Source organism: Solidesulfovibrio aerotolerans (assembly GCF_009856865.1).
GTDB lineage: Bacteria > Desulfobacterota > Desulfovibrionia > Desulfovibrionales > Desulfovibrionaceae > Solidesulfovibrio > Solidesulfovibrio aerotolerans.
This window is the reverse complement of record NZ_WVUD01000004.1, coordinates 96,527-115,937: the sequence shown is the minus strand read 5'-3', so window position 1 is coordinate 115,937 and position 19,411 is coordinate 96,527. Positions and strand designations below refer to the sequence as shown.

At 61.2% G+C, this 19,411-nt stretch carries 13 protein-coding genes; 12 read left to right on the top strand and 1 reads right to left on the bottom strand.

Translation table 11 applies throughout. The annotated features are described in order from the left end of the window. The first annotated feature begins 47 nt into the window (after positions 1-47). The 3 genes from GTA51_RS04180 to lplA all read left to right on the top strand — a co-directional run bounded on the left by GTA51_RS04180 (position 48) and on the right by lplA (position 4,011). Positions 48-1,328 carry an ABC transporter substrate-binding protein gene (locus GTA51_RS04180; RefSeq protein ID WP_160958950.1) on the top strand — a complete coding sequence of 427 codons (1,281 nt, stop codon included), beginning with the start codon at positions 48-50 and terminating at the stop codon, positions 1,326-1,328. Next, complete coding sequence (locus GTA51_RS04175; RefSeq protein WP_160958948.1) at positions 1,313-2,863, top strand: HAMP domain-containing sensor histidine kinase; 1,551 nt, start codon at positions 1,313-1,315, stop codon at positions 2,861-2,863. The genes GTA51_RS04180 and GTA51_RS04175 overlap by 16 nt, the downstream gene beginning before the upstream one ends. Before the next feature lie 170 nt (positions 2,864-3,033). After that, on the top strand, positions 3,034-4,011 hold the full coding sequence (gene lplA / locus GTA51_RS04170; protein WP_160958946.1) for a lipoate--protein ligase: 978 nt from the start codon (positions 3,034-3,036) through the stop codon (positions 4,009-4,011). Positions 4,012-4,097: 86 nt separating this feature from the next. Here lplA and GTA51_RS04165 read toward each other — a convergent pair whose 3' ends face one another. Further along, positions 4,098-4,352 carry a hypothetical protein gene (locus GTA51_RS04165; RefSeq protein WP_160958945.1) on the bottom strand — a complete coding sequence of 85 codons (255 nt, stop codon included), beginning with the start codon at positions 4,350-4,352 and terminating at the stop codon, positions 4,098-4,100. A 364-nt stretch (positions 4,353-4,716) separates the two neighbouring features. Here GTA51_RS04165 and GTA51_RS04160 point away from each other — a divergent pair, with 364 nt between their 5' ends. The 9 genes from GTA51_RS04160 to GTA51_RS04120 all read left to right on the top strand — a co-directional run bounded on the left by GTA51_RS04160 (position 4,717) and on the right by GTA51_RS04120 (position 19,358). Next, entirely contained in the window at positions 4,717-7,380 is a 2,664-nt protein-coding gene (locus tag GTA51_RS04160; RefSeq protein WP_160958943.1) for an ATP-binding protein, read from the top strand. Between the two features lie 162 nt (positions 7,381-7,542). After that, complete coding sequence (locus GTA51_RS04155) at positions 7,543-8,691, top strand: HDOD domain-containing protein (protein ID WP_160958941.1); 1,149 nt, start codon at positions 7,543-7,545, stop codon at positions 8,689-8,691. A gap of 60 nt (positions 8,692-8,751) precedes the next feature. Then, complete coding sequence (asnB, locus tag GTA51_RS04150) at positions 8,752-10,713, top strand: asparagine synthase (glutamine-hydrolyzing) (RefSeq protein WP_160958940.1); 1,962 nt, start codon at positions 8,752-8,754, stop codon at positions 10,711-10,713. Next, complete coding sequence (locus GTA51_RS04145; protein ID WP_160958938.1) at positions 10,710-11,990, top strand: glycosyltransferase; 1,281 nt, start codon at positions 10,710-10,712, stop codon at positions 11,988-11,990. The genes asnB and GTA51_RS04145 overlap by 4 nt, the downstream gene beginning before the upstream one ends. Before the next feature lie 531 nt (positions 11,991-12,521). Beyond that, positions 12,522-13,718 carry a polysaccharide biosynthesis/export family protein gene (locus GTA51_RS04140; protein ID WP_160958936.1) on the top strand — a complete coding sequence of 399 codons (1,197 nt, stop codon included), beginning with the start codon at positions 12,522-12,524 and terminating at the stop codon, positions 13,716-13,718. A gap of 17 nt (positions 13,719-13,735) precedes the next feature. Further along, on the top strand, positions 13,736-15,154 hold the full coding sequence (locus tag GTA51_RS04135; protein WP_160958934.1) for a GumC family protein: 1,419 nt from the start codon (positions 13,736-13,738) through the stop codon (positions 15,152-15,154). A 62-nt stretch (positions 15,155-15,216) separates the two neighbouring features. Further along, positions 15,217-16,518 (top strand): O-antigen ligase family protein, encoded by a 1,302-nt coding sequence (locus GTA51_RS21370; RefSeq protein ID WP_160958932.1) that lies wholly within the window; start codon positions 15,217-15,219, stop codon positions 16,516-16,518. A 91-nt stretch (positions 16,519-16,609) separates the two neighbouring features. Continuing rightward, entirely contained in the window at positions 16,610-18,187 is a 1,578-nt protein-coding gene (murJ, locus tag GTA51_RS04125; protein WP_160958930.1) for a murein biosynthesis integral membrane protein MurJ, read from the top strand. Between the two features lie 52 nt (positions 18,188-18,239). Then, positions 18,240-19,358 carry a radical SAM/SPASM domain-containing protein gene (locus GTA51_RS04120; RefSeq protein ID WP_160958929.1) on the top strand — a complete coding sequence of 373 codons (1,119 nt, stop codon included), beginning with the start codon at positions 18,240-18,242 and terminating at the stop codon, positions 19,356-19,358. Positions 19,359-19,411 lie beyond the last annotated feature (53 nt).

Below are 19,411 nucleotides of genomic sequence, written 5' to 3'. Positions count from 1 at the left end.
GGCTGTGCGCGCATAGGCTGCTTCTTGCGTCCTGCATAATCATCTGTATGGCCTTGGCAAGCGCTGCAACGGCAGCCCAGTCTTCCGAAAAAATCGTCCTCCTGCATTACTGGAGCGGTGCCCTGCGCGGCGGCATCGACGATATGGCGGCCGCTTTCAATGCGCAACATCCGCATTACAATCTCAAACCCATCGCTTTTGAACACGAATCATTCAAGGTCGGCATCCGGGTCATGCTGGACAGCGGCCAGCCACCCGACATCTTTTCCTACTGGGCCGGTGCCCGGCTGGAGTCCCTGGCAGCAGCCGACCAGCTCGCCCCGCTGGACACCGTCTGGCAGGAGGCGCGGCTCGACGACGTTTTTCCAGGTCCGCTGGCTGCGGCCTGCACCTATGACGGCCGCAAATACGGCCTGCCGCTCACCCAGCATTTCGTGGCCTTTTTCTACAACCGCAAAATCTTTGCCAGCCTGGGTCTTTCCCCGCCGACGACCTGGGAGGAATTTCGCACCGTCTGCGCCCGGATAAAGGCCACCGGCATCGCCCCCCTGGCCCTTGGTGCCCGGGAACGCTGGCCGGCCCAGTTCTGGTTCGACTATCTGCTGCTGCGCACGGCCGGCCCGGAGTATCGGCAAAAGCTCATGGACGGCGAGGCCTCTTATACCGATCCCCAGGTATTGCGGGCCTTTTCCCTGTGGCAGTCGCTGTTGGATGCGGGCTATTTTTTCCCCGCGCCCAAGGCCTACGACTGGTCCGAAGCCGCCAAACAGGTCTTCCACGGCCAGGCGGCCATGATCCTGATGGGCACCTGGATCATCGGCCTGTTTGACGGCCAAATGGGCTGGCCCCAGGAAGAAGGCTTTGATTTCTTTGTGTTCCCGACCGTTGACCCGGGCGTCCCGGACGTGGCCCTTGGCCCCATCGACGTCCTGGCCGTGGCCAAGGCCGGCAATGTCGGGGCAGCGGAGCAGGTGCTGCCGTATTTCGCCGCGACCGGATTACAGGAGACAATGAGCGCCGGGTCCGGGGCTTTGGCCCCCAGCCGGGAAGTCGCGCCGGACTTCTACAGTCCGCTGAAACGCCGCCTTGCCGCAGTCATCCGGGCCGCCCCGCACTGGGCCTTTAACTACGACCTGGCCACGCCGCCGGCCGTGGCCGAAGCGGGACTTGACGCCTTCCTTGCCTTCGTAACCCGGCCGCACACCCTGACGGCCATCCTGGCCGAGACCGAGGCCAAGGCCAAAGCCGCCCGAGTCAGGCCGCCCGCAGTCAAGACCCAAACCGGCAACAACTCCGGCACGGAAGCGCCCGCATGGAAAAAACAATAAAGCACAGCCTGACGCTGACCATCGGCTTGGTGGTCATCCTCATTGAGACGGCTGCTTTTTTTGCCGTGGGCTATTTCTACACCCAGCGGTTTTCCGCCGAACTCGACGCCGCCGCCTGGACCAAGGTGCAGTTGCCGGGCATTTTGATGAACCGGCAGCTTTTGCGCTACGAGTCCGTGGCCGACGCGAACATGATGACAGAACTGACCGGGGGAGAATTCGTCGATGGCATGGTCGTCGGAGCCGACGGCAACGTCTATTACGCCCGCGATCCGCTGGTTGTGGGCAGAAACGTCCGGGATCTCGACGACATCGATGCGCGCCTGTTCACCGTTGACAACCCGCAGCTCGAGCCGTTGGCGGCCCAGCCGGACGGAAACCACTATCGGGTCAGCGTCACGCCCATCAGGGCGTTTGAAAACGCCAAGCCGTTTTTCTATGCCTACGTCAAGGTCAAGACCAATGCCGTTGAGGCGAAAAAGCGCGACATTGCCAAGACCTTCGTGGCCGGATCGCTGTTGTGCGTGGTCTTTTCCTCCCTGGTGCTCATTGTCTTCACCCGCCGCTACGTCATCCGGCCCCTGGCCCGGCTGGCCGGCAGCGCCGACCGGCTGGCCGAAGGAGAGCTCGACACCGCCATCCCGCTGCACCGCGACGACGAAATCGGCACGCTGGCCCGCAGCTTCGACGCCATGCGCCACGCCATCCGGGAAAAAATCACCCAGCTCGAAGGGGCCAACCGCCGGCTGACGGAACTCGACGGCATGAAGTCCGCCTTCCTGTCCTCGGTCTCCCACGAACTGCGCACGCCCCTGACCTCCATTCTGGGCTATGCCAAGCTTATCGCCAAAAACTTCGAGAAGCACTTCCTCCCCGCCGCCGCCGACGACGCCAAGCTTGCGGCCCAGGCCGGCCGCATTCGCCAGAACTTAAAGATCATCCAATTGGAAGGGGAGCGCCTGGGACGGATGATCAACGACGTCCTGGACCTGCACAAGATCGAGTCCGGCCATATGGTGTGGCACTTCGGTGCCCACGCGCCGGCCGAACTGGCCGCCGCCGCCGCCACAGTGGCTGCCGCCCTGTTCAACGTGCCGCCCCATCCCCGGCTGGTCCTGGCCGTGGCCCCGGATCTGCCGCTGGTGCGGGCTGACCCGGACCGCATCCATCAGGTGCTCATCAACCTTTTGGCCAACGCCTCCAAATTCGCGCCCTGGGGCACGGTAACCCTGCGCGCCAGCACCCCCCAGCCGGGCTGGGTGCTCTTTGAGGTCAGTGATACCGGCGTCGGGATACCCGCCGGAGACATCCCCAAGCTCTTTTCGCGGTTTCAGCAACTGGGCAACCGGGACACCCTGACGGAAAAGCCCCAAGGCACAGGCCTTGGCTTGGCCATCTGCAAGGAAATCGTGGAACACCACGGCGGCCGCATTCGGGCCGAAAGCACGCCAAGCCAGGGCAGCCTGTTCGCCTTCACCCTGCCGGCGGCCCCGGCCAAGGAGAGCCAAACGCCGCAGCCGCCAACAAACCCCTGACCATTGGCGCTGCGGCCATGGGTGGCCACCCCCTGCCCCCAGGACCAGTCCCTTGCCGTCGTTGTTTCCTTTTTCAAGCGGCCCCGGGCTGCTCCAGGCCGGCCGGGTCTTGTCAGCGGTGCGGCCGGCGGCTACCGTCGGGGCAGCGGGAAGGCCTCAAAGGAGACTGCATGCGCTTTATTGAACTCGCCCACACGGACCCGGCCGCCAATCTGGCCGCCGAGGAATGGCTCCTGCGCCAAAGCACCGAGGACGTGTTCATGCTGTGGCGCAACGCCCCGGCCGTCATTGTCGGGCGCAACCAGAACACCCGGGGACAGATCAACGAAGCCTTTGTGCGCCAGCGCGCCATCCCGGTGGTGCGCCGCCTGACCGGCGGCGGGGCGGTCTTTCACGATCTTGGCAACGTCAACTTCACCTTCATAAGCCTTGGCGAGTCTGACCGCGACATCGACTTTCGCCGCTTCACCGCGCCCATCATCGAGGCGCTGGCGGCCCTGGGCGTGCCATGCACCTTTGAGGGACGCAACGATCTGGCCATTGACGGCAAAAAAATCTCCGGCAACGCCCAGTTCGTGCTCAAAGACCGGGTGCTCCACCACGGCACCCTGCTTTTTTCCGCAGCCATGGCCGATCTGTCCGGCGCGCTGCGGGTGGACCCGGTCAAATACCGGGACAAGGCCGTCAAAAGCATCCCCAAACGCGTGACCAACATCGCCGCGCATCTGCCCGAACCCATGGCCGTGGAGGCGTTTATGGCCCATGTCATGAACCACGTCTGCGGCGGTGGTGCCCGGCAAGCCAGGGGGCTGTGCGCCGCAGAACAAAGCGCCGTTTCCCTGCTGGCCGAACGCAAATACCGGGCCTACGACTGGAACTACGGCGCTTCCCCGCACTACGCCTTCACCAAAACCAGCCGCACAAAGGGCGGCGTGGTGGAAGTCCATCTCGACAGCGTCCAGGGGCGCATCACAGCGGTACGCCTGTACGGCGACTATTTCGGCCGCCGGTCCGTGGCCGAACTGGAAGACCGGCTTCTCGGCTGCCCCCACGACCGCGATGCCCTGGCCGCCCGTTTGGCCGGCGTGCCCCTGGGCGAATACCTGCGCGACGTGGACGTGGCGACGCTGCTCGATTGCCTGTTTTAAATGCTCCCTGGGCCGGCTGGACCATCTTCGATCCAGGTTCCCGGCAAGGACAGCCGACGGGAGCTATTTTGTGCAGCGCGGAATCGTCACCCGCGCGGCAGCCACGCGCCCTGCTCCAGCACTTCCTTTTTAATCACTCGGGTTTCTTCGATATTCAGCCGCAACGGCGGCTGCTTGTCATCACCCGCAGCATGGCGCAGGATAGGGGCCAGGGCTTTGTGGAGACGGGCAATTTCCGCCATGGCGTCCTCGTAGCGCACCCAGGCGCCGGCCGGGGCCTCGACCATCGAACCAGCCTCCCCAGCGAGACCGGCATCCGCGTGCGGATTAAATCGCTTCATCCTGTCAACCTTCCTTTTATGTATTGGCCGACGTTGCCTTTGACGCCAAAGGGCGTTGCCTATCACATCAAAAACCGGCGTCAAGACAGGCGGGAGACGCCGCACACCCGGGCCGGGCAAGAAACGCCCGGAGCAAACGAATGCTCCCGGATACCCCTGTTCCTTTGCCCTGGTCGCTTCCTGTTCGCCTTTGTTGCAACACCACCTCGACTCCATGGTCCAAATGGCTTACAGGGAGGGAAATGAATGGGCTGCGCAACGCGCTGCGTCGCGCCATCCCCAGGCCTCGCAGCCACGGCCGGGGAGCGCGGCGCAACCCTTGCCATACACGCAAAAGGACTGTATCGCACCGCAGGACAGACGCATGATCAGGCTCCCAAGTTCGATTCGCTGCAATTTGATACTGGTCGTTCTGGCCGGGGTGCTCCCTATGCTGGCCGTAGTCCTTGGCTCGGGCTGGGAGCGCAGAAACCACGAGATCGAACACGCCCGCCTGACCACACTCCATCTGGCCGAATACTACGCCCATCAGCAGGAAACCGAGATCGCCCGCCTGCAAACCATCATGCAGGCATTATCCCAAGACAACGCCGTGCGTGCCCTGGATGTCGCCGCTTGCAACCAGCTTCTGCGCAACGTCCTGCTCGGGAACCCCAACTACGTCAATTTCGCCCTGCTGTCGCAAACAGGCGAGGCCCTGGCCTCGGCCCTTCCTTTTACCCGGCAAAACCTCTCCGAGCGCAAGGAATTTCAAGAGGCGCTGTCCACCGGCACTTTTGCCGTGGGCGAATACGCCGTGGGCAAAGTCAGCGGCGTGCCGGTGCTGCCGTTCGCCAACCCGGTGCGGGATGCGGCCGGCCAGATCTGCGGGATTTTAATCGCCACCTTGCGCTTGCAGGATTTCACGTTGATTTTTAATCAGGCCCGGTTGCCGCAACACTCGTTTATCGGCCTGGCCGACCGGGACGGCCGTCGGCTCTCCCGCTACCCCCCCGTGAACAAGGCCGCCATCGGCCAGCCCATCGCGCCGGCGGTTTGGGCCAATATACAAGCCGCGCATCGTGAGGCGCTTTTCACCGAAACGAGTACGGAAGGCGTTCGCCGTGTTTTCGCCGTACGGCGCGTGGCTATTGGCAACGCGCCACCCTACCTCAATATTTTCGTCAGCATCCCGGAAAGCGGGGTCATCGCCCAGGCAGACGCCGTGACCTTGACCACTGTTTTCTGGCTGGCGGCCTCGTTGCTGCTCTCCGTTTTTCTGGCCTGGCTGGTGGGCACCTGGGGCTTTATTGCACCGCTGAGCCGCTTAAGCGCCGTGGCCAAGGGCTTTGGGGCCGGCGATCTTGACGTGCGCACCGGCCTGTCCGGGTATTCCGGGACCATTGGCGAACTGGCCGAGTCGTTCGACACCATGGCCGCCGTCATCCAGGCCCGCACCCAGGAACGCGACCGGGCCGACGCCGCCTTGCGGGAAAGCAAGCTGCGCTATGAGCAACTCGCCGTGCAAAACCGCACCATCATCTGGGAGATTGATGCCCAAGGACTCTATACCTATATAAGCCCTGTCGTCACCTCTGTTCTGGGATACAGCCCGCAAGAGGTGGTCGGCCGGCTGCATTTTTTTGATTGGCACCCCGAAAAAGATCGCGAAGCCTTCACCCAGGCGTCCTTTTCCCTGTTTGAGCGCAGAGACGCCTTCCTGTGGCTTGAAAAGACCATCCAGGCCAAAGACGGCAGCCTCGTCTGGTTTTCCACCAGCGGCATGCCCCTGCTTGATGCGCAGGGAAATCTGCGCGGCTATCGTGGCTCCGACATCGACATCACTGTCCGCAAGCGGGCCCAGGAAGACCTGCGTGCCGCCCTTGAACGGGCCAAGACGGCCAGTCAGGCCAAGACTGAATTTCTGGCCAACATGAGCCACGAGATACGCACGCCGCTCAACGGCATCCGCAGTATGCTCGAGCTGTTGGCCAACACCAGCCTGGATGCCGAACAAAAGGAATATCTCCTCGCAACACGCAAATCATCCCAGCGCCTGACGCATCTGCTGTCCGACATCCTGGATTTGTCCAGAATCGAGGCAGGCAGACTGCCCATCCATGAAGCGGTGTTCGCGCTGGCCGAACAGCAGGAAGCCATCCTGGAACTTTTCGCCCGGGAGGCCAAAGAAAAGGGCCTGCAACTGGACTTTCACATCGACCAACGCCTGCCGCCACAACTTTTCGGGGACAAGTCCCGCCTGCAGCAAATCCTCTTGAATTTAGTCGGAAACGCCATCAAATTCACCGAGACCGGCAGCATCCGGGTGGAGATCACCCCCCTTGGCCGGCACAACGGCGTGCAGCACATCCTGCTCACCGTAAGCGACACGGGCATCGGCATTGCCGACGAGCTCCTCCAGACCGTCTTCGAGCCTTTCGCCCAGGCCGAAGCCTCCTATTCCCGTCGCTTCCAAGGGGCCGGGCTGGGCCTGGCCCTCGTTCGCAAACTGGTCGCCATGATGGGCGGCACCATGGCCGTTGACAGCACCGAGGGCGTGGGAACGACGATGTATTGCACCTTGCCCTTCACCCTGCCGCCGGCGAATGCGCCGCAGCCGGAAAAGACCCAACCGGTTGCGACCCCCAGGCAGGACCGGCCGTGGCGCATTCTCGTGGCCGAAGACGATGCCGTGAACCTGATGGCCAGCACGCGGTTGCTTAAAAACTCCGGGTACGCCGTGGAAGCCGCTGTCGATGGCCAGGAAGCCCTCCTGCGCCTGACGCAGCAGCCCTTCGACCTGATTCTCATGGACGTGCAAATGCCGCGTCTGGACGGCGTGGCGGCCACCAGGGCGATCCGCGCCGGCAAGGCCGGTATGGAAAACGCCGCCATCCCCATCGTCGCCATGACCGCCTATGCCATGGCCGGCGACCGGGAAACGTTCCTGGACGCCGGCATGGACGGGTATGTGCCCAAACCGGTCGATTTGGCCGAGTTGACGGCTGTCATCGACCGGCTGCTGGCGCACAAGGGCAGGGCAACGTGAGCAGCGGGCCAAGCCCCTGCCGTGGCACCTGCCTTCCCCGGGGTTTTCACCAGGAGGACGCGGCCGACGCCTGGGTCGGGACACGGCCGGTCTGTATTTTTCCACCAATTTGCGGACATCAGCCGCAAAAGCATTGCTATTAAATAGCATCGGCTTGAAAAGATGGACTTCATTCTGGAATTAGACTTTTTGAGCACCGCTTCTGTGCTCCTTATGCTTCTATTGCCCTGTACTTTTCTTATCCACTACGCCTACAAGCAAAAACTGACTCACCGCAACAGACTGTTCGTCCATGCGTCATCCCAGGCATCGGTTGTGGACACAGGCATCTGCACGCAAGAAATCCTTTCACACCCCAACGGAGAGATACACGCTTTCTCTGAACAATTTGTTGCCACCTTGACGCGCAACGACAAGCATTCAGACTACGACGAGAGCTGTTCCGCAGCAGGCGATCTCTCCGTTTTTCCGATTGACAAACTGGATAATGTCGAGCTTCGTTCCATATTTACCGATGCCACCAGCTTGATAACTGAAATAAACAACAATCATGGCAGCATCACCAGGATAGCCGAACTCATAGGCTCGGACCCGATACTGTGCCTGCGGGTCATAAACGTTGCCAATACAGCGTTCTACGCAGCAGCAAACAAGTCAAATTCCATCAAATACGCCGTATCGCGCCTGGGCGTCGAAGCGCTCAAAGCCATCGTCGTCAAAGAGCTTCTGGCCGCAAAACTGAAGGGTACAGACGCCACGCAGGACACGCTCCACCAGCTTGTCCGCCACTCGGCCTACTGCGCCTCCTGTGCCTCCTACTTCGCCGCCATATCACCCGAACTCGACCCCAGCATCCTCTATACCGCAGGGCTCTTCCACGACATCGGCAAATGCATCATCCTTACGACTGCACAGGAACAGCAGACCGCCTGCCTGCGGCCGTATGTCGCAACCGACAGCCGGCGAAACGACACGCTCCTGTGGCACTACGAACACGCCGCCGTCGGCGCAAGCACCTTGGCCCGATGGGACATTGACAGCCTGCTGTGTACGCTCACGCGCTCGCACCACCTCCCTGCCGCCGCCTCTGCCCAGGCCCATCACGGCGACAGCACCCTGGCCAAATACCTGTCCGTCCTGTATATCGCCAATCAGTTTGCCAAATATTTCGACCAGACCAGCAAGCCTTTCATCGAACCCATCGCCTGGCAGCTGCACCCCGCCATCCCTTTTAACGCCATCCGCGCCCTGCTCGCCAACTCAAACATGCTGATGGATTTGACCCGGATTCATTATCTCTTAAAGATATAAAGCGCAGCCTGCCGCCAGGACCACAGCGGCAGCCAACCCCACCCGTTCCCGGAGACACCCATGTGCGGCATTTGCGGAGAACTGCGTTTTGACGGGCAGGCCGTCACGGCCCGGGACATCCTGGCCATGCGCGACGCCCTGCGCCAGCGCGGCCCGGACGATGCCGGCCTGGTGCTTGACGGCCCAATCGGCCTGGGCCACCGACGGCTGTCCATCATCGACCTTTCGCCCCTGGGGGCCCAACCCATGCGCAGCGCCGACGGGCGCTTTGTCGTGGTCTTTAACGGCGAGATCTACAACCACCAGGCGATACGGCGCGAACTGGAAGCCCGGGGAGTCACGTTTCGGGGGACATCCGACACCGAAGTCGCTGTCAATGCCGCCGCCGTCTTCGGGCCGCTTGAGGCCGTACGCCGCTTCCTGGGTATGTTTGCCCTGGCTTTGTGGGATGTGACGGAAAAAACGCTGTATTTATGCCGCGACCGGGTGGGGGTCAAACCGCTCTACTTTAGCCTTGGCCCCCGCTCCTGCCAGTTCGGTTCGCAGATGCGCGCGCTGCTGGCCCGCAACGACTTTGCGCCTGAGCTGAACCGCGATGCCCTGTTCCGCTACTTCCAGACCGGCTATTTTGAGGGGCCGGACACGGTTTTTCAAAACGTCAGGAAACTGCCCCCGGGGACCATGCTGGCCATCCGGTCGGATGGATCGTATCAGGAGACGCGGTATTTTACCCTCGACGCCACCATCCGGGGCAGCTACCGGGGCAGCTACGAGCAAGCCCGGGAGGAACTCGACGCCCTTTGCAAGGAGGCCTTTGCCCTGCGGCTGGTGTCTGACGTGCCGGTGGGCCTGTTTCTCTCCGGCGGCGTGGATTCCTCCCTTGTGGCGGCCGTGTTGCAACAGGAGCTGGGTGCCAACCTCACCCACTTCACCATCGGTTTTGCCGAACGCAACCACGACGAGACGACCAAGGCCGAAGCCCTGGCCCGACACTTGGGCGTGGCCCACAAGGTTTTGCGCCTGACCCCGGACATCGCCTCCGAGGCCCTGCGGGATTTTTGCGAAATATATGACGAGCCTTTCGGCGACACCTCGGGCATTCCCACGTTCATCCTGTCCCGGTTTGCCCGGGAACACGTCAAGGTGGCCCTGTCGGCCGACGGCGGCGACGAGCAGTTTGGCGGCTATACCGGCTACGAGCGCTATCCCCGGTATTTTAAAGCCTTAAGCCCCATCCCCGGGCTGGTGCGCCGGGCCTTGGCCCACAGCCTGCGCGCCCTGCCCTGGGAGCGTCTGGCCGACGCCCGCCTGCTTGGGGCCAGCCGCAACGCCCGCGCGGCCGACCGCGCCGCCCGCCTGGGACGATTCCTCGACCTGCTGGCCCTGGATAGTCCCCGGGACGTGGTGGAATGCTACGCCGCCCGGGGCTTTCCAGCATCTGCCGTGGCCCGTCTGCTTGGCCGCGCGGCCCCGGAAATCCCGCCCTTTCCGGCCCTTGATCTGCCCGACCCGACCACGGCCGGCGGCCTGTCCGACTGGCTCATGCGCCGGGACTTCGCCTTCTGGCTCCCCGAGGACATCCTGCTCAAAGTGGACCGGGCCTCCATGGCCGCCTCCCTGGAATGCCGCGACCCGCTGCTGGATCACCGCATCGCCGAACTGGCGTTCAGCTTCCCCATGGATTTTTTGATCAAAGACGGGGAGGCCAAACGCATCCTGCGCGATATGCTGCGCCGCCGCGTCCCCGGGAGTCTGGCCGGCCAGCCCAAGCAGGGTTTCAGCATCCCCCTGGCTGCCTGGCTGCGCGGCCCCCACGCCCGGGGGGTCCGGGAGGCGCTGAGTCGGGAAAGTCTGACGCGTGTCGGCATCCTCGACCCCGATGAGGTTGGCCGGACCGTTGCCCGCTTTTTCGCCGGCGAAGGACGCTACACCGACCGGGTCTGGCTGCTCTACAACTTTCAAATGTGGGCCGGGCGCTGGCTGTGCGCCAAACCCGCTGGCTCCCGGGAGCAGGCCCCATGAAGATCGTGTGCTGCAATAAATATTTCTTCGTCAACGGCGGCACGGAAAAGTACCTCTTTCGCCTGCTGGAGCGCCTGCCCCACTTCGGCTGTGAAGCCATCCCCTTTAGCGTGGCCTACGCCGGCAGCGCCCCGTCGCCCTACGCCGGCTATTTTCTGCCCCCGCCCGGCCGGCCCGGCCAGACCCATTACAACACCCTGGGATCGGGACTGGACGCGCTCACGGCACTCCCCCGGCTCCTGGGCCGGGCCGTGTGGTCCCTTGAGGCCAAACGCGCCCTGCACCGCCTGCTGGACGACCTCGGCGAGGTGGACCTCGGCTACATCTTAAACATCTATAACTATATGTCCCCAAGCGTGATAACAGTATTCAAGGAACGCGGCCTGCCGGTCGTCATGCGCCTGGGCGACTATCATCTGTTGTGTCTTAATTACCAACTGCTGCGCGACAACAGCCCCTGCCAGCAGTGCATAACCGGTGCCTACTGGCATGGCATTGCCCATCGCTGCGTCAAAAACAGCCTGCCGGCCTCACTGGTGCGCGGGGCGGCCATGTATTTCCAACGGTTGGTGGGCGTTTACGATCAGGTGGATGCCTTTGTCGCGCCGTGTACGTTTATGCGCGACAAGCTGGTGGCCGGCGGCTTTGCAGCCGAAAAGATCCATGTCATCCGCCAGGGTGTGGAGACCGACGGACCGCCGCCTTCGGGCGACAAGGGCGATTACATCCTCTATTTTGGGCGATTAAGCCCGGAAAAAGGGCTGGATATGCTCCTTGAGGCCTTCCAGAATCTCGCCCCGGATGTAGACCTCGTCCTGGCCGGCCGGGGGCTGGGCGACTATGAGGCCTTTCTCAAGGGACTGGTGCGGCCGGCCTTTGCCGGGCGGGTCCGCTTTGCCGGATTCCTGGCCGAACCGGCCCTGTCCGGGCTGGTCTCCAGGGCGCTTTTTACCGTGGCCCCGAGCCGCTGGTATGACAACGCCCCGCTGGCCGTGCTGGAAAGTGCGCTCCAGGCCACCCCGGTCCTGGCCGCCAACATCGGCGGCATCCCGGAACTGATCGAGGACGGCATCACCGGCCGGCTCTTTGCTCCGGACTCCGTGGCCGATCTGACGGCCAAACTGGCAGAGCTGCTGGCCCGGCGGGAAGCCCTGCCCGCCATGGGCCGGGCCGCCCGGGAACGCGCCCTGCGTACCGGCTCCCTCGACACCCACCTGACCCAGCTGCTGGCCTTGTTTGGCACGCTTGGGGCCAAGCCCCGCCTGTCTGGCCGATAACACCCTCTGGTAAGGTTTTTTTAGAATCAACCGCCTTAAATGCGCTGTCGCAGCACACCACCCAGACCCGTGTGGTGCGTGCGACGCATCTCCCTGCCCGAGCGCTCCCGGTCCCTGCGCCCAACCCGTCTTTTTGGCCCACGGCCTAAAGCGCCCTTTTTGGGCACACTTCTTGAAAGTTGCCATTTACGACCTGGGGCCGCAAGGCGCGGCACAGTCGCCACTGTCGGGACTTAGCCCCGGACGCAACGAAAGGCAGAAACAATCAAGCGTGTTACAGACGCGAGACAACCGAGGGGCCGCACGGATCAGAACCGAGAGGCCACAGTGCAGTATCAGATTGTAAACGAGTCAAACAGCACAACGCGCAACTCCGTCTCCACGAGTCGCGCCTGCAGCCGACGAAGTCACCCCAGCGGGCTGACCAGGACTGCCGGCAGGGCATTGCCCAGGTTACACTGACGGTTTTTCGCTGAGACCAAACAAAATGTGCGGCCCTATCGCCCAAGCACTGCCCCAGGAGCCCTTCTGATGAACGCCACAACACCGCCAGGAAAATGCAGCGCAGCCACGCCGTTCAACCGACTGATCCCCGGTACTGTTGCAGCCGTCTTGACCGTTGGCCTTCTGTTTTCCTGGGGATGCGTCCGATCAAGCAAGGACCAGCCCGAATCCATTGTCACAGTCCAGGATCAGGCCGGCGTGCAACAAGTGCTGGAACAGGCCAAGGCCTTGGAACTGACGCCGGCCAGCGTGACGGACAATCCAGGATTCAAGGTGCTCGACGGGGAAGCCATACCGGCCATTCCAACCTATCGCATGGGGGCCGGGGATGTGCTGGAAGTGGTCTATCACATCAGCCACGCCATCACGGTCAATGATTACCGCATCGACATCCAGGACCGCCTGAGCATCGCCTTCCCGTACCATCCCCAGTTCAACGTCAGCACGCTGGTCCGGGCCGATGGAAAAATTTCCCTGCCGCTTGTCGGTGAAGTGAAAATCGCGGAAAAAACCATCTCGGAAGTGACTGAAGATCTCAATAAACGCTACGCGGCCTTTATCAAAAAGCCGTCCCTCACCGTCAGTCTGGAAGAATTCAACATTCGCATTGATGAGCTCAAAAAGGCCATCACCACAGCACCCCGCGGCCAAAGCAAAATCGCCCCCATCACCCCGGACGGCCGGGTGGGCTTTCCCATCATCGGCAATATCGACGCGGCCGGTCTGACCGTGCCCCAACTGGAAAAAACCATCAATGACCGCTACGCCAAATACGTCAACGATCTTAAAGTGACGCTGATCCTGCTCGAAATACACAACAACAAGCTCTACGTGTACGGCGAGGTCAACGCCCCGGGCGTCTTTGAGTTGCAGGGCCGGCTCAATCTGGCCCAGGCCCTGGGCCAGGCCGGCGGGTTCAAGAGTTCCGCCAATCTCCATGACGTCCTGGTCATTCGCAATAACGGCCTGCTCAAGCCCCTGGCCTACCGGGTGGATCTGCAACGCCTGCTGGATAGCGGAAAGATGTATGCCGACCTGTATCTGCAACCGTCCGATATTGTCTATGTCCCCAAAAGCTCTCTGGACGACGTCAACGATGTGATCGCCAAGGTCTTTACCAAGGGACTCTACGCTGTGGTGCCTTTCACCAGTTCGTTTACTGTCAACTATGACATAACGCCCTCGCTCAGAAACGGCAGCAGTTCGACATTAACGACCCAATAATGGGAAGGGCCAGTACCATGTCTGACAAATACGCCAACAGAGAATCAGGAAACATCCTGCGTGAAGTGATCTTCATCGTTTTCTATCACAAAAGGCTTATCCTGACCGTCGGCTGTGCCACCTTCGCCCTGTTCTTCGCCCTGGCCGTGCTCTTGCCGTCGAAGTACTTGTGCCGGTCCAAGTTCTCCGTCACCATGAGCCAGCAAATCGATCCCCTGCAAAAGGACGTCTACACGGATTCCAAAAACCAATACATGCGCATCCTCACCGGCCAACGGGAGATGATCCTGTCCAACCGGGTGCTCAGCCGCGTGGCCGAAGCATTATTTCCAGGTAAAAGCGATGCCGAATACCAGAAGATCGTGGCCCAGCTCGGCAAGGACATTGAAGTGACACCCCCCAAAGGGGAAAGCTTCGAGGCCACCAGCGATTTCATCATCAGTTATGACAACAGCAGTCCCCAGATGGCTTTTAATACCGTCAATACCGTCACCAAAGTCTATCAGGAAGTCTTTACCGAAATAACTAAAAACCGGACTGAATACTCCTACGAATTTTTCAAAACACAGGTCGATAGTCTTTATGCGACCATGCACGCCAAAGCCAAACTCCTTCAGGATTTTGAAAGCGCCAACGCTCTGGAGATGGTCGATATTTTAAATCTCGACAGCAACAAAGGCAACACGGAGAACGGCACCAAGACGTTGTTCAATGCGGCCCAGACAAAGCGCCAATCCCTTCGCGAAGACTACGTCGCCCTGGTGAAGACCATCGACGATCTTGAGGCCAGCATGTCCGCCAACCATGGGCCGGCGATCCTTCCCGAGATGGAAGGCAGCGGCAAGGCCATCACCGCTTACAGTTATAAAGTGGCGCAACTGCGGATGCAAATTCAGGAAATGGAGACGCAGTTCACGCCGCAGTACGAACCACTCCTGCGCCTCAAGCAGGAACTCCAGGCCGACATCACCTTGTTGCAAAACGAGACACAGCGCTATATCGCGGGCAAACGCATCCAGGCCGCCGGCCTTAACAGCATGCTGGAGGAATTGGACCAGGCCATCGCCCTGCAAGAGGATTCCCTGCGCTCCACGGCCCAACTGCGTTCCACCTATGCTTTTTTGAAAAACGACTACGAACTGGCCCGCGGGGCCTACGCCGACGCCAGCGCCAAGCTGGAGCAGGCGCGCCAGGCCAATTCGCTGTCCCGGCCCGACCTGATCGTTACCCTGGTCGATCCGGCCACCATCCCCAGCACGCCGTATAAACCCAACCGGTTCGGCCTGGTCATCCTGGGATTGTTCCTGGGCCTGTTTCTGGGCCTGTCCACCGCGTTCACCCTGGACTATTTCGACCACAGCATCAAAACGCCCGAAGATATTGACCGCTGGTGTGATCTGCCGCTCCTGGGTTCCCTTCCCCATACGGAAACCTAGGCCATGCTCCTGGTATGCACAGTGGCCGCCTTGGCCCTGGCGGCTTTATGGGGATGCTCCTCGTGAAAAAGCAGTCGACCCAAAACATGTCGGCAACGCAGTGTCACTTGTTTCCGGTGCTGTTCAGTTTCTGGATTGTTGCTGTTGCTGTGTTCAACACGTATTTTTATACGCTCAAAATTCCAGGACTCTTCGATCTTTCCATCGAGCGTTTCACCTTTGCGCTGTTATGTGCCAGCGCCGCCTATCTCCTCTTTTTCAGACGCGTACAATTCCCCAAAGGGCGTCAGATCGAATTGCTGATGGTCCTTTTCCTGTTGCTGTGCATTCTATCCATGGCCATAAACGGCTTTGCCTCAAAATACCCCAACACGCCCAAGCCCTGGTACATTTTTTTTACAGGCTATTTTGAACCGTTCATGGCCTTCATTTTTATCAGATACTTTTTTACAAATGCGCAAGGCATCAAAATTTTACTGGCCACCCTCTTTTGGCTCGGCGTCTACCTCTGCATCACTGCAATTTTTGAGCGCTACAATGTCAATTTCTTGATATTCCCCGCCTATATCACCGACAAAACCATTTTGTTGCACCTTGACCGGTCGCGCGGGCCGTTTCTCAATGCCGCCTTCAACGGCCTGGCCATGACCGTCTGCTTTGTTGCCGGCCTGCTCCTCCTGCCCCTGGTCAGCCCTTTGCGGCGCTTTCTGCTGCTTGTTCTCATGCCACTCTCCGGGGTGGGGATCTTTTTTACGGCCACCCGTTCGGCCTATCTTGTTTTTTTGCTCGCCCTGGGCACCCTCCTCTTTTTCTATCGCTCCAAAACGCCGACCTGGAAGCTCACACCCCTGCTGATCACCCTTTGTCTGGTCGGGGTTCTCGCCAACTCGGGGCGGCTGTTTTCCCAAAATCGCGAGGCCGGGGGCATTGCCCAGCTTGAAGAAGTCAACATCCGCTTCCAACTTGTCGCCAAGTCCCTGCGCCTGATCAGCGAAAACCCCATTTTCGGGGTGGGACTGGCCCACTTTTCCGTATCCGACGCACCGGAAGTCTTTCAGGACAATCAACACAACCATCTCATCGGCATGGCCGCCGAACTGGGATTTATCGGACTTGTCGTCTACCTGTGCCTGCTTGCCACCGTGTTTCGAAGGCTCAATGCCCTGGCCGATGATCCCCGCATTGCGCGCAATACCTGGGCCAACACCGTCATTCTCCTCACGCTCGGGGTCACGGTGACCCTGGTCAACAACATCTTTGTCGAGGCCTCGCTTTGTCCATTCACCAACACGGCCACCTATTCCTTCGCCGGTCTGGCCGCGCTGCTGCTGGACCGCCCCGACCTCCTGGACGCGAGCCTGTAATGCGGTCTTCCCGCCTGACGCCCCCGGCGACGCCGCCGGCCGGACCAAGCGCCGCCACCCGCACTTCTGGCCCAATTTCGAGGCGCGCCGGATGCCCCGGGCCGGCCGGGACACGCCGCCCATGAGTCTGGAAGTCATGGACGGCATCCGCCGTTCCACCCTGATCATCGTCGGCTTGACGCTGCTGGACAAAATCCTGGCCCTTGGCAAGGAAATGCTCTTTGCCTACCGCTTCGGCGTGTCCAGCGAATTGGATGTTTTTAACGTCGCTTATGCCTTCCCGGCCATCCTGGCCATGCTGCTCGGGCAGGCCGTGGTATCGGCCCTGGTGCCGCTTTATATGACCTGGCAGGGACGCGGCCCGCTGGTGTTGCGCCGCAATCTGGCCAACCTGGGCTGGGCCGTTTTGCTCTGTATGCTGGCTTTGAGCTTCGGGTGTTATGTCTGGTCGGCACCGATCATGGCCGTTATCGGCTATGGGTTTCCCGTGGGCGAGCAGCAGCTTGGCAATTCCCTGGTGCGCCTGCTGGTCTGGCTCATTTTCCTGGAAGGCGGGGCCGCCGTTCTGGCCGGGGTGCTGCAAGCCAACAAACGCTTTGCCGCCTTGTACGGGGCGCAGCTCGCCATCAATCTGGCCATCATCGCCGTCCTGACGGTTTTCGGCGAACGGGGTGTCACGGCCCTGGCCATCGGTTTTCTCCTGGGCACCACAGCCAAGTTGTTGGTCATGGCCCTGGCCCTTCGCGGCCCGGCGTTTCCCCTGACCCTGCCGCGCGCCCCGGCCGGTCCCGGACTGCGGGAATTCGGACTGCTCGTCTGGCCGCTGGTGGTCGGCGGGCTGGTGGTCAATTCCAATATCCTCTTTGACCAGGTCATGAGCACCGAACTGCCGCCCGGTTCGGTGTCGGCCCTGCGCTACGCCTACCGCATAAACGATCTGCCCCTGCAACTGTTCGTCATTGCCGCGGCGCGGGCCATTTTCCCGTTTATCAGCGAACAGGCTGAAGCCCGGGACACGGCCGGCCTGCGTCAGGTGTTCTGGCGCGGGGTGCTGTTTTTGTGTCTGGTCTCGGCCGGGACCACCGCTTTTGTGCTGCTGTTTTCCCAAGACATCGTCATGGTGCTGTTGCAGCGCGGAGCTTTCGGTCGGGAAGCCGCCCAGGCCACGGCGCTTACCCTGGCCTGGTACGCGGTGGGCATGATTTTCGCCTCGTATGCCGTGTTAAACGGCGTCTTTTTCACGGCCCTGCGCAAAAATAAGACCCTCATGCTCGTCGGCATCGTCACCATGGGCCTCAACGTGTTTTTCAACCTGCTCTTTATCCGATTGGTCGGCGGCCCCCAGGCCATTGCCATCTCCACCACCGTGACCACGGCCCTGACATGCACCATCTTTATGGCCATCATCCAGCGCGCCCTGGGCGTCTTCCGGGAGCTGCCCACCCTGGCCCCCTATCTGCAAGTGGCGGGTGCCACGCTGCTCGCCACCGGACTGGCCTTTGCCGTCCAGTCCGGGCTGGGGTATCTTGCCCTTGGGGAACTGTGGATATTTCTGCTGGCGGCGCTGGTTTTCGCAGCAGCCTTCCTGGGAAGTCTGCTCCTCTCCCGCAATAGCGAGATCCGCTGGTGCCTGGATCTGGTCATCCCCAGGCGGGCGGCCCGAAACTGAGCCCGCCCCGAATCACCAATCAGGCCCGGCAAACCCGAAAGGAACACAGCGTATGGTGCGCAGGATCATCAATGCGGTCGATCAGATTAGGCGGTATGAACGGGGTGAGCTGGGCTATGACTGCCTGTTTTGCAACATCACCAGCCGCTGCAATTCCAGGTGTCGCTACTGCGAAGCCTACAATCTCGACGCAAGCCGGGAACTGGCCCAAACGCGGCTGTTCACCTTATTTGAAGAAGCCAAAGCCGTCGGCATCCCCCATATCTATCTTTCCGGGGGAGAGCCGCTGTTTCGCCGGGATGTCTGGGAACTGATCGAAAAGATCCTGGAGATTGGCCTCACCTTTTCCATGGTCTCCAACGGCCTGCTCCTGGAAAAATGCACGGCCAACCAGTTGGCCCTGTTGCAAAAAGCCCAGTGGATCGACATTTCCGTGGAGTCCAATCGCGAAGAAACCCACGACTTTCTGCGCGGCGGCAAGGGCTTTTTAAAGCGGACGACCAACGGCATCCGCCTGCTCAAGCAATTGGGAATAAAGGTCAACATCAACACGACGCTGTGCCGGCAAAATTACGACGACCTTCCCGGCGTCATCGCCTTTGCCAAGGAAAATAACGTCGACTACATCAACTTCCAGCCGCTCCACCTCTGGAACAACTACCACAACGTGGAAGCCGCCGACAAAAGCGACATGCTTCTGACCAAAGAGCAGGTGGCGCAGTTGCCGGACTATTTCAAGGCGCTTGTTGGCCTGGCCAGACAGGAAAAGGTCCGCACCAACATCCCCCATGTCGCGCCCTGGATGCAGCAGTATTTCCAACACTGCCAAGACGAATCGGGCCTGTGGATGCGCCAGTGCCTCAATGATTTTTCCTGTCTGGAAATCGCCACCAAGCTCTTTGTGGATGCCGATGGTTCTGTTTTGCCCTGCGCCCTGCTCGGCCCGGCCGGAAACATCCTGGAGCAGCCCCTGGCTGCGGTCATCGAAGCCATGCGGCCGACCCGGGACGCCATCCGCCAGGGAAAATTCCCGGCCGTCTGCAACCGCTGCTCCTGCCAGATGAGCATCAACTACAAGTTCAGCGTGCTGCGCAGCCCGGTGCGAAACGCCGGCCATCTGGGCCGCTATTTTCTGGCCCTGGCCGGGGAAAAGCTCGCGCGGCTGCGGTAGTTTGAGGCCGGGCCAATCCGGCCGCCGGGACTGGTGCCTGCGCCGTCAGGAAA

What these genes read in the sequence shown, in the direction of transcription:
- GTA51_RS04165 (WP_160958945.1), bottom strand. Translation starts at nt 4,352, where the DNA reads ATGAAGCGATTTAATCCGCACGCGGATGCCGGTCTCGCTGGGGAGGCT.
- GTA51_RS04145 (WP_160958938.1), top strand. Translation starts at nt 10,710, where the DNA reads ATGAAGATCGTGTGCTGCAATAAATATTTCTTCGTCAACGGCGGCACG.
- GTA51_RS04155 (WP_160958941.1), top strand. Translation starts at nt 7,543, where the DNA reads ATGGACTTCATTCTGGAATTAGACTTTTTGAGCACCGCTTCTGTGCTC.
- lplA (WP_160958946.1), top strand. Translation starts at nt 3,034, where the DNA reads ATGCGCTTTATTGAACTCGCCCACACGGACCCGGCCGCCAATCTGGCC.
- murJ (WP_160958930.1), top strand. Translation starts at nt 16,610, where the DNA reads ATGCCCCGGGCCGGCCGGGACACGCCGCCCATGAGTCTGGAAGTCATG.
- GTA51_RS04135 (WP_160958934.1), top strand. Translation starts at nt 13,736, where the DNA reads ATGTCTGACAAATACGCCAACAGAGAATCAGGAAACATCCTGCGTGAA.
- GTA51_RS04160 (WP_160958943.1), top strand. Translation starts at nt 4,717, where the DNA reads ATGATCAGGCTCCCAAGTTCGATTCGCTGCAATTTGATACTGGTCGTT.
- GTA51_RS04175 (WP_160958948.1), top strand. Translation starts at nt 1,313, where the DNA reads ATGGAAAAAACAATAAAGCACAGCCTGACGCTGACCATCGGCTTGGTG.
- GTA51_RS04120 (WP_160958929.1), top strand. Translation starts at nt 18,240, where the DNA reads ATGGTGCGCAGGATCATCAATGCGGTCGATCAGATTAGGCGGTATGAA.
- GTA51_RS04180 (WP_160958950.1), top strand. Translation starts at nt 48, where the DNA reads ATGGCCTTGGCAAGCGCTGCAACGGCAGCCCAGTCTTCCGAAAAAATC.
- asnB (WP_160958940.1), top strand. Translation starts at nt 8,752, where the DNA reads ATGTGCGGCATTTGCGGAGAACTGCGTTTTGACGGGCAGGCCGTCACG.
- GTA51_RS04140 (WP_160958936.1), top strand. Translation starts at nt 12,522, where the DNA reads ATGAACGCCACAACACCGCCAGGAAAATGCAGCGCAGCCACGCCGTTC.